The organism is Streptomyces sp. NPDC040589 (genome assembly GCF_055594445.1).
Genome location: NZ_JBVIWP010000005.1, coordinates 195,914 through 210,394, shown reverse-complemented (window position 1 = coordinate 210,394; position 14,481 = coordinate 195,914). Strand labels below are relative to the sequence as shown.

The following is a 14,481-nucleotide window of genomic DNA, read 5'->3' as shown; positions in this document are numbered from 1 at the left end:
GCTCAGTCCCCGTCGGGCAGGACGACGTTCAGGGCCCAGGAGACGACAGAGATGATCAGGCCGCCCAGGACGGCCGTCCAGAAGCCGTCCACCTGGAAGCTCAGGTCGAACTGGTCGGCAAGCCACGAGGTGAGCAGCAGCATCAGCGCGTTGACGACCAGGGTGAACAGGCCGAGCGTCAGAATCAGCAGCGGGAGGCTGAGCAGCTTGACGAGCGGCTTGACCAGGAAGTTCACCAGGCCGAAGATCAGCGCGACGATTATCAGGGTGCCGATCTTCATGCCCGTGCTGTCACCGGTCAGGGTGATCTTGTCGAGCAGCCATACGGCGACCGCCAGGGCACCGGCGTTGGCGATCGTCTTGACTACGAAATTCTTCATGTGTCTGATCGTGGCAGACCTGATCGGGCACGGGCACTAGAGGCAGGGGCGGACTCGGCGATGAAGGCATTCCGGCTGGACGAACTGGAGGCGGAGCGCGCCGCCAACGAGGGCGCCTACCTGCAGTTTCTGCGGGCGCAGAACATGTCGGTCGGTCTGTACGCCCTCGACGCGGGCGAGCAGGATCCACAGAAGCCGCACAATCAGGACGAGGTCTACTTCGTTGTGAGCGGCCGTGCCGCGATCACCGTCGGCCTGGAGACGACCCAGGTGGCACGCGGCAGCGTGGTCTACGTACCGGCGGGCGTCGCCCACAAGTTCCACCACATCACCGAGGACCTCAGGGTGCTGGTGGTGTTCTCTCCGCCCGAGAGCTGACGGACCGCCTCGGGGTTCCCTAGGGGTTCGGTCAGGGGAGGACAAGGGGTGCGAAGCCCCCGCCCGACCCCCTCCCGGACCTAGCATCGAGTGCAGAACATCAGGAGACCGACAGGACCCGGCACTCGAACGGGTGGAGAGGTAAGGACGAGGGCGATGCGAGAGATCTTCACGGGACTGCCGTGGTGGGTGAAGTGGATCGCGGTGCCGGTCATCGCCCTGGTCGTGTTCGGCGGGCTGATCGCCAGTGTGGTCGGGTTCGTCATCGGACTGCTCTTCAAGGTGCTGGTCTTCGTGGCGCTGGTCGGCGGACTGATCTACGTCGTACGGAAGTTCACGTCGAGCTCCTCGTCGCGCAGCGACTGGTGAGACCGGTGGGAAACCGGTGGGGGTAGCGGGAAACGCTGGGCATGACCCGTTCCCTCGGGCGGGGGAAGTTTCCCGGCCGGGCCGTCTGCGTGCGGTGGCAGGCGAATAGAGTCCGGCTCGACGCGGGGACTTCCCCGTGAGCGGCATACACCCCCACCCGTGTTCCTCCGCACGGGTCGGCCCCTCGCGCTTCGGGAGTGACCCTTGGCCCCGGCAGACACCGCACCGGCTCACCTGCGCAGCGTTCCCGCGCAACCGCGCTCGGCGGCACCCTCCGCATCACCGCCCCCCACCACACCACCGCCTCCCGCCGTACCTCCGCCTCCGGCGACCCTCATCGGATCCGTACAGCGCGCCATGCGCCTGCTGGAAACCGTCGCCGGGCACGTCTACGGCGCCCCCGCCAAGCAACTCGCCCGCGAGACCGGGCTGGCGCTGCCCACGACCTACCACCTGCTGCGCACCCTCGTGCACGAGGGCTATCTGCGCCGGGACAAGGGCCTGTTCTTCCTCGGCGAGGCCGCCGAGCGGCTGAGCAGCAGCGGGGCGCGGCAGAAACGTCGCAGCACGGTGGTCGACACGCTCGCGCAGTGGCGAGACCTGCTCGGCGTCCCCGTCTACTACGCGGCGTACCGCGAGGGCGAGATCGAGGTCATGTGCGTCTCCCAGACCCCGGGCACCCCTGCGGTCGAGGAGTGGGCCGACTTCCGGGAGACCGGGCACGCGCACGCCATCGGGCAGTGCCTGCTGTCCCAACTGGACGGGGAGGCCCGCCGCGACCACCTCGACCGCTATCCGGTGCAGCCCCTCACGCCGTACACGGTGCGGGACAACCACAGCCTGCTGCGGCGTCTGGAGCGGATGCGGCGGATGGAACCCGTGACCGAGCGTCAGGAGTACGCCCTGGGCGCGGTCTGCGCGGCGATTCCGCTCACTCTGGGCACCACGGCCGCGACGATGGCCATCTCCCTGCCCGCCCACCAGGAGGACCGGCTGCTGCCCGCGGCCCGGCAGTTGCAGAGCGAGATCGGGCGGCGACTCGGGTCGCTGGCGCTCTCTATCAGCATGTGAAAACTCACTCCTTGTGATCTGCTGTGTACGTTCAGCAAGATTCCACCAAGTGTCAGAGGTTCGTTCCCGGCCAGTCACGGCGAATGACGGGGTTAGCGATGCGCGAGTCCGTACAAGCAGAGGTCATGATGAGCTTCCTCGTGTCCGAGGAGCTCTCCTTCCGCATTCCGGTGGAGCTGCGCTATGAGACCGGTGATCCCTATGCCGTCCGGCTGACGTTCCACCTGCCCGGTGACGCCCCGGTGACGTGGGCCTTCGGCCGGGAGTTGCTGATCGACGGCGTCGGCCGGCCGTGCGGCGAAGGCGATGTGCGGGTCACCCCCGTCGAACCGGACACGCTGGGCGAGGTGCTGATCCGCCTTCAGGTGGGCAGCGACCAGGCGTTGTTCCGATCCTCCACGGCACCGCTCGTCGCCTTCCTCGACCGCACCGACAAGCTGGTGCCGCTGGGCCAGGAGGGCTCGCTCGCCGACTTCGACGCCCACCTCGACGAGGCGCTGGACCGCATCCTGGCGGAACAGGGCGCCGGGTGAGACACCCGTCGGGCGGCACGGTGGAGTAACGCTTCACCGGATGCCGCCGGGCCGTGCGGGAACGCTTCGGCGTTGTGGCGCTGGGACGTCTGGCTCAGAGACGTCAGCGCTTACGCCGCCGCCCCCTCCCTCCACGTGCCGGGGCCGGGACCGCCGAGGCTTCCACGGCGCGCTCCTCCCCGGTGCGGTCGGCCGAGACCACGAGCGCGGCCAGAACGGTGGTGACCGGCACCGAGGCGACCAGGCCGATCGAACCGACCAGCGTGCGCACGATCTCCTCCGCGACCAGCTCGCTGTTGGCGACCGTCCCCACACCGCTCTGTGCGATGGAGAACAGCAGCAGCAGCGGCAGGGCGGCACCCGCGTAGGCGAGGACGAGCGTGTTGACGACCGAGGCGATGTGGTCGCGGCCGATCCGGATGCCCGCGCGGTAGAGCCCGCGCCAGCCCATCGACGGATTGGCCTCGTGCAGCTCCCAGACCGCCGAGGTCTGTGTGACCGTCACGTCGTCGAGCACACCGAGCGAACCGATGATGACGCCGGCGAGCAGCAGACCGCTCATGTCGATCGTCGGATAGAGGCCGTGGATCAGACCGGTGTTGTCGTCGGTGTTGCCGGTGAGCGCGGCCCAGTCGATGAACAGCGAGCCGAGGATGCCGATCAGCAGCAGGGAGATGAGAGTGCCGAGCACCGCCACGGAGGTCCGCGCGGACAGTCCGTGACACATGTACAGGGCGATGAGCATGATGGCGCTCGCGCCCACCACCGCCACGATCAGCGGGTTCGAGCCCTGCAGGATCGCGGGCAGGATGAAGAAGTTCAGCACCAGGAAGCTGATGGCCAGTGCGATGAGGGCCATCACCCCCCGCAGCCGCCCGACGATCACGACGGCGAGCGCGAAGATGCCGGCCAGCAGGCCCATGGGCAGACGGCGGTTGATGTCGGTGACCGAATACTGCAGGTCCTTCGGCGCGGAGGGCTCGTAGGCGACCACGACCTTCTGGCCCTCGTGCAACTGGCGGGACTGGTCCGGCTGGATGATCTCGGTGAAGGTGCGGCCCTTGTCCTTGCCGCTGTCGACCCGGATCGTCGCCCGCTTGCAGGTGCCCTTCTCCTGCTGCTCCGCGGAGGAGCCCTCGGCGGTGGAGGTGTCGCCGGTCGGCGGGACTCCCGAGGCACCGGCCTCCTTGCAGCTGATCTCCACGACCTTGGTGACCGACGCTTGTTCGGTCTGCCGGTCGAAGCCGACGCCGGTGCGCTCGTGCGGCGGGGCGCCGCCCGGCCACAGCACGGCGAGACCGATCAGCACGGCCGCGCCGAACGGGATCAGGATCGCCGCGATGATCTTGCGCAGATGCATGGAGACGGGCGCGGCCGGACCGTGGCTGTGACTGTGCCCGTGTCCGCCACCTGGCGCGGGACCGGGGTCGGCACCGGGGCCGTGTCCGTGCCCGTCGCCTCCGCCGGTTCCGGAACCGTGCCCGTGACCGCCTCCGGAGCCCGGACCCTGCCCGTCGCCGGGACCGGCTCCATGCCCACCGGCTGAGCCGCCCCCCTGGCCGTTGCCCGGCCCATATCCCCCGGCAGAGCCTGTACCACGCTCACCACCGGCCTCGGCGCCGTGCCCGTAACCCGCCCCGGGCCCATACCCGGCCCCGGGGACGAATTCGTGGCCGTCTCCCCGGCCGTTGCCGTTTCCGGCGCCGGATCCGCGAGGCGGCTCGGGTGGTGGGTAAGGGGGACGCTGTGTCGTGGTCACCGACCGATCATCGCAAGAACGAGGGGGGCCCTCTGTTCACCGCGCCAAGATTGCCGCTAGCGTGGAGGCACCTTTTGTACACGCGGGAGCTCGGAGCACCGGGCTGAGAGGGCGCTGACCTCCGTCCCAGCGATGTTTCACATGAAACATCACCGAAGTCGAGTGATGTTTCACACGGAACGTCGGCAGACGGAAACCGCTGCGTCGACCGCCGAACCTGTTACCGGGTAATGCCGGCGTAGGGAGTAGGTCTCATGACCGACAAGGACGCACGCACGCCTGCCTCCGTTCAGGACGCACAGTCCCAGGAGGCCGGGAAGTCCATCGGCTGGCACAAGGCGTACGTCGAGGGCACCCGCCCCGACCTGCGCGTGCCGGTTCGTCAGGTGCATCTCACCAACGGCCAGGCGGTCACGCTGTACGACACGTCGGGCCCGTACACCGATCCACTCGTCGACACCGACGTCCGCAGGGGCCTGCCGCCGCTGCGCGAGAACTGGATCATCTCCCGCGGCGACACCGAGGAGTACGCGGGCCGTCCCGTCCGTCCCGAGGACGACGGCATCAAGCACACCTCGCCCCGCGGCGGCCTCCGCAACCTCGACGCGGTCTTCCCAGGCCGCCCGCGCCAGCCGCGCCGCAGCCGGGACGGCGAGGCGGTCACGCAGCTCGCGTATGCCCGCCGCGGCGAGATCACGCCCGAGATGGAGTACGTGGCCATCCGGGAGAACGTCTCGCCCGAGGTGGTCCGCGACGAGATCGCCGCGGGCCGGGCCGTGCTGCCGGCCAACGTCAACCACCCGGAGATCGAGCCGATGATCATCGGCAAGAGGTTCCTGGTGAAGGTAAACGCCAACATCGGCAACTCGGCCGTGACGTCCTCCATCGAGGAGGAGGTCGAGAAGATGACCTGGGCGACCCGCTGGGGCGCCGACACGGTCATGGACCTCTCCACCGGCCGCAACATCCACACCACGCGTGAGTGGGTGCTGCGCAACTCCCCCGTCCCCATCGGCACCGTGCCGCTCTACCAGGCCCTGGAGAAGGTCGACGGCCGGGCCGAGGATCTGACCTGGGAGGTCTACAAGGACACGGTCATCGAACAGGCCGAGCAGGGCGTGGACTACATGACGGTCCACGCGGGCGTGCGCCTGGCCTATGTGCCGCTGACGGCCAACCGCAAGACGGGCATCGTCTCCCGGGGCGGCTCGATCATGGCCGCCTGGTGCCTCGCGCACCACCGGGAGTCGTTCCTGTACGAGAACTTCGAGGAGCTCTGCGAGATCCTCGCCGCGTACGACGTCACGTACTCGCTCGGCGACGGCCTGCGGCCCGGGTCCATCGCGGACGCCAACGACGAGGCACAGTTCGCGGAACTGCGCACGCTCGGGGAACTCAACCGGATCGCGAAGCGTTTCAACGTACAGACCATGATCGAAGGCCCGGGCCATGTCCCGATGCACAAGATCAAGGAGAACATCGACCTTCAGCAGGAGATCTGCGATGAAGCTCCGTTCTATACGCTCGGCCCGCTGACCACGGACGTCGCGCCGGCGTACGACCACATCACCTCTGGCATCGGCGCCGCGATGATCGCCTGGTGGGGCACGGCCATGCTGTGCTACGTCACTCCCAAGGAGCACTTGGGCCTGCCGAACCGTGACGACGTCAAGACCGGCGTCATCACCTACAAGATCGCCGCCCACGCGGCCGACGTCGCCAAGGGACACCCGGGTGCCCAGGAATGGGACGACGCGCTGTCCGACGCCCGCTTCGAGTTCCGGTGGGAGGACCAGTTCAACCTCGCCCTCGACCCGGACACGGCACGGGAGTTCCACGACGAGACCCTGCCGGCGGAGCCCGCCAAGACGGCTCACTTCTGCTCGATGTGCGGTCCCAAGTTCTGCAGTATGAAGATCTCGCAGGACATCCGCCGTGAACACGGCGGCACACGGACCGAGATCGAGGAGGGCATGGCCCAGAAGTCGAAGGAGTTCGCGGCGAGCGGGAACCGGGTGTATCTGCCGATCGCGGACTGATCCGGGCGTACAGAGGCCGCAAGGCCGGGCGCACACAGACCGCGAGGGCCGAGGGCTGGGGACACATGGTCCCTGGCCCCTGGCCCCTGGCCCCGGCCTCTGGTCCCTTGGCCTGCGGGTCCCGGCTACTCCGGCTGGTGTTCCGGTCCTCCGTAGTCCGGGCTGGTGTAGTCCGGGCTGCTGTAGCTCGGCCGCGAGCCGCGGTGGCCTTCGTCCGGGCTGGTGAAACCCGGGCGGTCGTAGCCGAGGTGCGGGATGCGGCTGATCGGCGTGGACGAGGAGGTGTGGTGCAGCGCGGCGGCCGCGTCCGGGCTGACGAGTGCCTCGCGCAGGAACGGCAGGATGCCCCGCTCCAGCAGGGCCTCGTGCCAGGCGTCCCTGGCCAGGGCCACCTCCCCCTGCGGTTCGCCGTGCGGACCGCCTTCGGCCGTCGGCTTGTTGCGCAGGGCGGTGAGCAGCAGTCCCACCGCGGCGACGAGGATCGCCACCGCGGTCACGGCGCCGAACACCCAGCCCGTGGTGAGCATGGTCCGGGCGAACGCCTGCTGGGGGTCGAGCATCTGCAGGATGTAGCCGACGAGCAGGAAGATCGCGGCGGCGGTTCCGGCCAGGACGGGTGCGAGGACGGCGACGACGGCGACGGCGCCCGCGCCGGCGGTCTCGGCGACCTCTCCCATGGCAGCGGCCAGTCCCGCCGGGCCCGTGCCCGACTCGGAAGAGCCGGACTCGCGCACGGCCGGCGGGCTGGACGACGCCGGCTGGCGCAGTTCCTCACGGACCTTGACGTAGTGCTGGTATTCGGTCGACGCGGCCGCCGTGATGAGTGCGGTGGCGTTCAGCGCCATGGTGCGCAGTTGTTCCGAGTTCAGCCGCTGTCCGACAGCGGTCAGTTCCGGACGGTGTGGTGCGGAGCGCAGCACCTCGTCGAGGATCCGCTCGTATTCCTGGCGGTCCTCGCTCAGCAGGTGCTGCGGAACGCTGTTCATGTGCATCCCCCGATGCTCCGTAGGGCTTGGGGCTCGGCATGCTGACGAGCCGTCGGGCAGAAACGGAGGGGAGCCTGCTACGGATAAGCCGATGGTAGAGCCGTGGAGGTAGGCGGTGACAGGGGGTTTACCGAAATTGGCCCTTCACCCGTCCAGTCCTATGACGGGAAACGCCTGCCCGGTGAACGTTCACGTATCCAGCGGCAGTTGCTGGACCAGCAGCTTTCCGGCCATGGTCACGCCGCCGTCCATCGCGATGGCGAGTCCGTCGGCGTAGACGTGCGGTCCCTCGATCACCGGGTCGCCGCTGTCCTCGTCCTCTTCGGAGCCGACCTCGCCCAGCAGATACGGAATCGGGCTGTGCCCGTGAACGATGCGGGTGCCCCCGTACGTATCGAGCAGGGAGCGCACGGCGTCCGCGCCGCCCTCGTCGCGGAAGGAGAACCGCTTGGTGAACTTGCGGAACAGGTCCCAGACCTCGTCCGCGTCGTTGCGCGTGATCGTCTCGCGGACGGTGTCGTTGACCTCTTCGATGGAGCGGCCGTAGTCGAGGTAGGCGGTGGTGTCGGAGTGGACGAGCAGGTGGCCGTCGACCTCCTCGACGGCGTCGAGACGGGCCATCCACTGCAGGTGGTGGTCCTGGAGGCGGTCCATGTCGGTCTTCTGGCCGCCGTTGAGCAGCCAGGCCGCCTGGAAGGTGGCGGTGCCCGCGCCGGAGTTGACGGGGGTGTCGCCGAACCGCTTGGCGCCGAGCAGCAGCAGCTCGTGGTTGCCCATGAGCGCCTTGCAGTAGCCGCCGGCGGCCGCGGCCTCGGCGGACAGCCGCATCACCAGGTCGATGACGCCGATGCCGTCCGGACCCCGGTCGGTGAAGTCGCCGAGGAACCACAGCCGCGCGGTGCCCGCGCACCAGCGGCCGTCGGCGTCGAGGAGGCCCTTCTCCTGCAGAGCGGCCACCAGCTGGTCGAGATAGCCGTGCACGTCGCCCACGACGTACAGCGGGCCCTGTCCGGTGTTCGGGGGCGGGGCCGCGGCGGTTTCCGGGTCGACGGTCACCTGGACAGTGTCACCCCGGTTGACCACGGGAAGGTCGCGCTGGGTCGGCGTGTATCCCTCGGGATAGGTCTCCTCGGGCGGCGGAGCGACCTCGCCGGGGCTCGCGCTCTGGACGTACGGACCGGTCTCGTGGACGTACGCGGGCACCCGGAAGTCGCGCAACGTCGCCGTGCGCTCCACCTCGGGTCCCTGACCGGCCCCCTGAGTCATCGACCCCTCCACCATCAAGCCGCATCTGCACCGCAGCGGACTGCCTGGTCGTAGCGGCCCGCCGGTGTCGTGGGCCCATCATAGGAATGCGGATCGCGCCATGTGATGACCCAGGGGTGGTGAATCAGAGCAAGAGTCCAGTTCACCGCGGCTTTCGCCCCGATTGGGCCGGGCTTTGACCACCGTGTGACCGTCCTCGCTTTCCTTCTCTTCGCGAGAACGATCCCTTCTCTCCGGGGGACCGGCCCTGTTTCTCCCCAGGGACGGGACTTTCCCCCGGCGCGGGGCCGAGGTGCCGGTCCCCGGGGGTTCCCGGGGACCGGAACTACGCCCCTTCGGGGGATCGCGGCGGGCTGACCGTCGTGCGCGGCGGGCGTCGCTGGGACGAGGTGCGCACGATCAGCTCCGTCGGTATCACCTGCTCCACCGGGCGGTCGGATTCCACTCCTTCGATGGCGTCGATGAGGAGCTGCACCACCGCCGTGCCGATGCGGCGCGGCTTCAGGGAGAGCGTGGTGACGGGGGGCTCGGTGTTGGCGTACACGGTGGACTCGCTGCAGCAGACCAGCAGCAGGTCGTCCGGTACGCGCAGGCCGTAGCGTCGGGCGGCGGCGAGCAGGTCGGTGCCGTTCGGGTCGAACAGCCCGTAGACCGCGTCGGGCCGGTCGGGGCGGGCGAGGAGCCGGTCGGCGGCGACGGCGCCCGCGCACGGATCGTGCGCCGGATAGGCCTCGTACACCGGATCCTGGCCGACGCGCTCGCACCAGCGCAGGTACGCGGTGGTCGACAGATGGGTGTACGTGTCCGTCGTCGTGCCGGTCAACAGGCCGATGCGGCGGGCGCCGGCGGCGGCCAGGTGGTCGAGGATGCCGAGGACGGCGGCCTCGTGGTCGTTGTCGACCCAGGCCGTGACCGGCAGGGAGCCGGCCGGGCGGCCGTCGGAGACGACCGGCAGACCCTGCCGGACGAGTTCGCTGACGACCGGGTCCTGGTCGGAGGGGTCGATGACGACCGTGCCGTCCAGTGCGACGTTCGACCACACGTCGTGGCGGGAGGTCGCGGGCAGGATGACGAGGGCGTAGCCGCGGGCGAGCGCGGCGGAGGTGGCGGCTCGGGCCATCTCGGCGAAGTATGCGAACTCCGTGAAGGTGAAAGGTTCATCCCCGTACGTCGTCACGGTCAGGCCGATGAGTCCCGACTTGCCGGTACGGAGTGTCCGGGCGGCGGCCGAGGGCCGGTAGCCCAGCCGGTCGGCCACCTCGCGGACATGGCGCCGGGTGGCGTCCGGGAGCCTGCCCTTGCCGTTGAGGGCGTCGGAGACGGTCGTGATGGACACTCCGGCGGCGGCGGCCACGTCTCTGATACCCGCCCGACCCGGCCGACTGCCTCGACGTGAGGTTTCCGCGCGGCTCACCTGGTGCTTCCCTGCTGCTGTCATGGCGAGCCGATAGTAGGGCTCATGCGGTGGGGTAGTGCGGACGCATATGCACACGTTGACAGGCACGTTTTTGCATGATCATTTACCCCCAATTACTTTGGAAACCAAGGGAGTTAAGCGCTCCCATGTCAGTACGTGGCTTGTCGGCCCGCACGAGCCTGCCAAGGGGGCGAGGTTGCGAAGAGGTCTCAACTCACCTGCACGGGGGATGCGCGCCACGGCGTACACCACCGGCGCGTAGATATATGTATGGCGCGCCCCCGGGTTCGTACGCCTTCGTGCGGCGATGCCCCTGATGCCGGTGGGACGTGGGAGTCCGGCGTTCACCGCTCCGCCGCGGGTGTACGCAGCGGCGCCGAATCCTCATAAGGTGAGGAGTATTGGATGTCGGCGGCGGTCATGGGCCGCCGGTCTTCGCGAGGAGGACTGCGGTGAGCGAGACGAGCCCCAAGCTGCGCGGCGAGCTGGAGGGAATCCCCACCTACAAGCCGGGAAAGCCCGCTGCGGCGGGCGGGCCGGTGGCCTACAAGCTGTCCTCCAACGAGAACCCGTACCCGCCGCTGCCGGGCGTGATGGAGACCGTGACGGCGGCGGCCGGCAACTTCAACCGCTACCCGGACATGGCCTGTACGGCGCTGATGAACGAGCTGTCCGAGCGGTTCGGCGTGCCCCTTTCCCACCTGGCCACCGGCACCGGGTCGGTCGGTGTCGCCCAGCAGCTGATCCAGGCCACCTCCGGCCCCGGCGACGAGGTGATCTACGCCTGGCGGTCCTTCGAGGCGTACCCGATCATCACGCAGATCAGCGGCGCGACATCGGTCCAGGTGCCGCTGACCGCCGGTGACGTGCACGATCTCGACGCGATGGCCGACGCGATCACCGACCGGACCCGGCTGATCTTCGTCTGCAACCCCAACAACCCGACCGGAACGGTCGTGCGGCGGGCGGAGCTGGAGCGCTTCGTCGACCGGGTGCCAGGAGATGTGCTGGTGGTGCTCGACGAGGCCTACCGCGAGTTCATCCGCGACCCCGAGGTGCCGGACGGTGTCGAGCTCTACCGCGACCGGCCCAATGTCTGCGTCCTGCGGACCTTCTCCAAGGCGTACGGCCTGGCCGGTCTGCGCGTCGGGTTCGCCATCGCCCACGAGCCGGTGGCGGCGGCGCTGCGCAAGACGGCGGTGCCGTTCGGGGTGAGCCAGCTCGCGCAGGAGGCGGCGATCGCCTCGATGCGTGCCGAGGACGAACTGTTGGGCCGGGTCGGTTCGCTGGTGTGTGAGCGTGCGCGCGTGGTCGACGGGCTGCGCGCCCAGGGCTGGACGGTGCCCGAGACCCAGGCCAACTTCGTGTGGCTGCGTCTGGGGGAGCGCACGGTCGCGTTCGCGCAGGCGTGTGAGCAGGCGGGCGTGGTGATCCGGCCGTTCCCGGGTGAGGGTGTGCGGGTCACGGTCGGGGAGACCGAGGCGAACGACATCTTCCTGAAGGCGGCGGAAGGGTTCCGCAAGGAGCTGTAGCGCTCCGTGAGTCAGGCTTTGAGTCAGACGGCTCTACGACCTGCCGGGCGGCCGTTTCACGTGAAACGGCCGTCGCGGTGAGGTGCAGAGCGGGCCAGGAGGGGCCCTTTGGGGCCGCCAGGAGGGCCCCCCTTTGGGGCTCGAAAGTCCGTGCTGCATAATGGCTTGTGAATGTGAACGCTTTCACAAGCGTAGGTAAGGAGCGGCGACGTGGACCTGGCTCTGGCGCCGGAGACCCTGGCGCGATGGCAGTTCGGCATCACCACCGTCTATCACTTTCTGTTCGTCCCCCTGACGATCTCGCTGGCCGCCCTCACGGCCGGACTGCAGACCGCCTGGGTGCGGACGGAGAAGGAGAAGTACCTCCGGGCGACGAAGTTCTGGGGCAAGCTCTTCCTGATCAACATCGCGATGGGCGTGGTCACCGGCATCGTGCAGGAGTTCCAGTTCGGCATGAACTGGTCCGACTACTCGCGCTTCGTCGGTGACGTCTTCGGTGCGCCACTCGCCTTCGAGGCACTGATCGCCTTCTTCTTCGAGTCCACCTTCATCGGCCTGTGGATCTTCGGCTGGGACAAGCTGCCCAAGAAGATCCACCTGGCCTGCATCTGGATGGTCTCGATCGGCACGATCCTGTCGGCGTACTTCATCCTCGCGGCCAACTCCTGGATGCAGCACCCGGTCGGCTACCGGATCAACGAGGCGAAGGGGCGCGCCGAGCTCACCGACTTCTGGTTGGTGCTGACCCAGAACACCGCGCTCGCCCAGGTCTTCCACACGCTCACCGCGGCCTTCCTGACCGGCGGCGCCTTCATGGTCGGCATCGCCGCCTTCCACCTGGTCCGGGGGAAGCACGTCCCCGTGATGAAGACCTCACTGCGGCTGGGCCTGGTCACCGTCGTCATCGGCGGCATGCTCACCGCGATCAGCGGCGATGTCCTCGGCAAGATCATGTACGAGCAGCAGCCGATGAAGATGGCCGCGGCCGAGGCTCTGTGGGACGGCGAGAAGCCCGCGCCCTTCTCGATCTTCGCCGTCGGTGACGTCGACAAGGGACACAACAAGGTCGCCATCGAGATCCCCGGCCTGCTGTCCTTCCTCGCCAAGGACGACTTCACCTCGTACGTACCCGGCATCAACGACGTCAACAAGGCCGAGCAGGAGAAGTACGGCCCCGGCGACTACCGGCCCAACATCCCGGTCGCCTACTGGGGCTTCCGCTGGATGATCGGCTTCGGTATGACGTCGTTCGCCATCGGCCTGGCCGGGCTGTGGCTGACCCGGAAGAAGTTCCTGCTGCCACAGCATCTGAGGGTGGGCGAGGACGAGGTGCCGCATCTCGTGCTCCTGCCGAAGAAGGCGCTCGGCCCGACCCTCACCAAGTGGTACTGGCGCATGGCGATCCTCACCCTGGGCTTCCCGCTGATCGCCAGCTCCTGGGGCTGGATCTTCACCGAGATGGGCCGCCAGCCGTGGGTCGTCTACGGCCTGTTCCAGACGCGTGACGCGGTCTCCCCCGGTGTCTCCCAGGCCGAGGTCATCACCTCGATGGTCGTCTTCACCACGCTGTACGCCATCCTCGCCGTCGTCGAGGTCAAGCTGCTGGTCAAGTACGTCAAGGCGGGCCCGCCCGAGCTCACCGAGGCCGACCTCAACCCGCCCACGAAGATCGGCGGCGACTCCCGTGACGCCGACAAGCCGATGGCCTTCTCGTACTAGGCCGAGGGAGCTGCACAGTCATGGAACTGCACGACGTCTGGTTCGTCCTGATCGCCGTCCTGTGGACCGGCTACTTCTTCCTGGAGGGCTTCGACTTCGGGGTCGGTGTGCTCACGAAGCTGCTCGCCCGCAACCGGCCCGAGAAGCGGGTGCTGATCAACACCATCGGACCCGTCTGGGACGGCAACGAGGTCTGGCTGCTCTCGGCGGGCGGTGCCACCTTCGCCGCCTTCCCCGAGTGGTACGCGACGCTCTTCTCCGGCTTCTATCTGCCCCTGCTGCTCATCCTGGTCTGCCTGATCGTCCGGGGTGTGGCCTTCGAGTACCGCGTCAAGCGGCCCGAGGAGAGCTGGCAGCGCAACTGGGAGACGGCGATCTTCTGGACCTCGCTGCTCCCCGCGTTCCTGTGGGGTGTGGCCTTCGGCAACATCGTGCGGGGCGTGAAGATCGACCAGGACTTCAACTACGCCGGCAACGTCCTGGATCTGCTCAACCCGTACGCGCTGCTGGGCGGTCTGCTCACACTGGCGCTGTTCACCTTCCACGGGACGGTGTTCGTCGGCCTCAAGACCGTCGGGGAGATCCGGGAGCGGGCACGGACGCTGGCGCTGCGCGTCGGGCTGGTGACCGCCCTGCTGGCCCTCGCCTTCCTGCTGTGGACGCAGGCCGACCGCGGCGATACGGCGTCGCTCGTCGCGGTGGTCGTGGCCGTCGCGTCCCTTCTCGTGGCGCTGGTCGCGGCACGGGCCGGGCGTGAGGGCTGGGCGTTCGCCCTGTCGGGGCTCACCATCGTGGCCACGGTGGCGATGCTCTTCCTGACGCTGTTCCCGAACGTCATGCCGTCGACGCTGAACCCGGAGTGGAGCCTGACGGTCACCAACGCCTCGTCCAGCCCGTACACACTGAAGATCATGACCTGGTGTGCCGGGATCGCCACCCCGATCGTCCTGCTCTACCAGGGCTGGACGTACTGGGTGTTCCGCAAGCGGATCGGTACGCAGCACATCGCCGAGACCGCGCACTGAGGTGTGT

Annotated in this window: 13 protein-coding genes; 8 read left to right on the top strand and 5 right to left on the bottom strand. The window is 68.5% G+C overall.

Annotated features, from left to right (window positions below; all coding sequences use genetic code 11):
* Positions 1-2 precede the first annotated feature (2 nt).
* Complete coding sequence (locus ACZ58V_RS23695) at positions 3-380, bottom strand: phage holin family protein (RefSeq protein WP_215120340.1); 378 nt, start codon at positions 378-380, stop codon at positions 3-5.
* A 60-nt stretch (positions 381-440) separates the two neighbouring features.
* Here ACZ58V_RS23695 and ACZ58V_RS23690 point away from each other — a divergent pair, with 60 nt between their 5' ends.
* The 4 genes from ACZ58V_RS23690 (at position 441) to ACZ58V_RS23675 (ending at position 2,731) form a co-directional block, all read left to right on the top strand.
* Entirely contained in the window at positions 441-758 is a 318-nt protein-coding gene (locus ACZ58V_RS23690) for a cupin domain-containing protein (protein ID WP_184593813.1), read from the top strand.
* A gap of 156 nt (positions 759-914) precedes the next feature.
* Positions 915-1,127 (top strand): DUF5326 family protein, encoded by a 213-nt coding sequence (locus tag ACZ58V_RS23685; RefSeq protein WP_020271174.1) that lies wholly within the window; start codon positions 915-917, stop codon positions 1,125-1,127.
* 204 nt (positions 1,128-1,331) lie between these two features.
* A complete protein-coding gene (locus tag ACZ58V_RS23680) occupies positions 1,332-2,198 on the top strand; it encodes an IclR family transcriptional regulator (protein WP_468196966.1) in 867 nt (288 codons plus the stop codon).
* Between the two features lie 98 nt (positions 2,199-2,296).
* Positions 2,297-2,731 carry an SsgA family sporulation/cell division regulator gene (locus ACZ58V_RS23675; RefSeq protein ID WP_193479121.1) on the top strand — a complete coding sequence of 145 codons (435 nt, stop codon included), beginning with the start codon at positions 2,297-2,299 and terminating at the stop codon, positions 2,729-2,731.
* 103 nt (positions 2,732-2,834) lie between these two features.
* Here the strand turns inward: ACZ58V_RS23675 and ACZ58V_RS23670 are convergent, their stop codons facing one another.
* Positions 2,835-4,490, bottom strand: a complete 1,656-nt coding sequence (locus ACZ58V_RS23670) for a YibE/F family protein (RefSeq protein ID WP_471292048.1) — start codon at positions 4,488-4,490, stop codon at positions 2,835-2,837.
* Between the two features lie 254 nt (positions 4,491-4,744).
* On the opposite strand from ACZ58V_RS23670, the gene thiC reads away from it, so the two are divergent.
* Positions 4,745-6,529, top strand: coding sequence for a phosphomethylpyrimidine synthase ThiC (gene thiC / locus ACZ58V_RS23665; RefSeq protein WP_468196960.1), 1,785 nt, complete (start codon positions 4,745-4,747; stop codon positions 6,527-6,529).
* Positions 6,530-6,654: 125 nt separating this feature from the next.
* Here the strand turns inward: thiC and ACZ58V_RS23660 are convergent, their stop codons facing one another.
* From ACZ58V_RS23660 to ACZ58V_RS23650, 3 genes are all read right to left on the bottom strand, one after another.
* Positions 6,655-7,521 (bottom strand): hypothetical protein, encoded by an 867-nt coding sequence (locus ACZ58V_RS23660; protein WP_471292045.1) that lies wholly within the window; start codon positions 7,519-7,521, stop codon positions 6,655-6,657.
* Between the two features lie 183 nt (positions 7,522-7,704).
* Positions 7,705-8,796 carry a metallophosphoesterase family protein gene (locus ACZ58V_RS23655; RefSeq protein WP_267943300.1) on the bottom strand — a complete coding sequence of 364 codons (1,092 nt, stop codon included), beginning with the start codon at positions 8,794-8,796 and terminating at the stop codon, positions 7,705-7,707.
* A 310-nt stretch (positions 8,797-9,106) separates the two neighbouring features.
* A complete protein-coding gene (locus ACZ58V_RS23650) occupies positions 9,107-10,219 on the bottom strand; it encodes a LacI family DNA-binding transcriptional regulator (RefSeq protein WP_468196953.1) in 1,113 nt (370 codons plus the stop codon).
* Between the two features lie 431 nt (positions 10,220-10,650).
* Between ACZ58V_RS23650 and hisC the strand changes: the two genes are divergently transcribed.
* The 3 genes from hisC to cydB all read left to right on the top strand — a co-directional run bounded on the left by hisC (position 10,651) and on the right by cydB (position 14,474).
* The gene (hisC, locus tag ACZ58V_RS23645) at positions 10,651-11,730 is read left to right on the top strand and encodes a histidinol-phosphate transaminase (protein ID WP_471292042.1); all 1,080 of its coding nucleotides are present in this window, start codon (positions 10,651-10,653) and stop codon (positions 11,728-11,730) included.
* A gap of 210 nt (positions 11,731-11,940) precedes the next feature.
* Positions 11,941-13,449: a cytochrome ubiquinol oxidase subunit I gene (locus ACZ58V_RS23640; protein WP_189727223.1), complete on the top strand. Its 1,509-nt coding sequence runs from the start codon at positions 11,941-11,943 to the stop codon at positions 13,447-13,449.
* Positions 13,450-13,469: 20 nt separating this feature from the next.
* Positions 13,470-14,474: a cytochrome d ubiquinol oxidase subunit II gene (cydB, locus tag ACZ58V_RS23635; protein ID WP_468196948.1), complete on the top strand. Its 1,005-nt coding sequence runs from the start codon at positions 13,470-13,472 to the stop codon at positions 14,472-14,474.
* Positions 14,475-14,481: the final 7 nt, after the last annotated feature.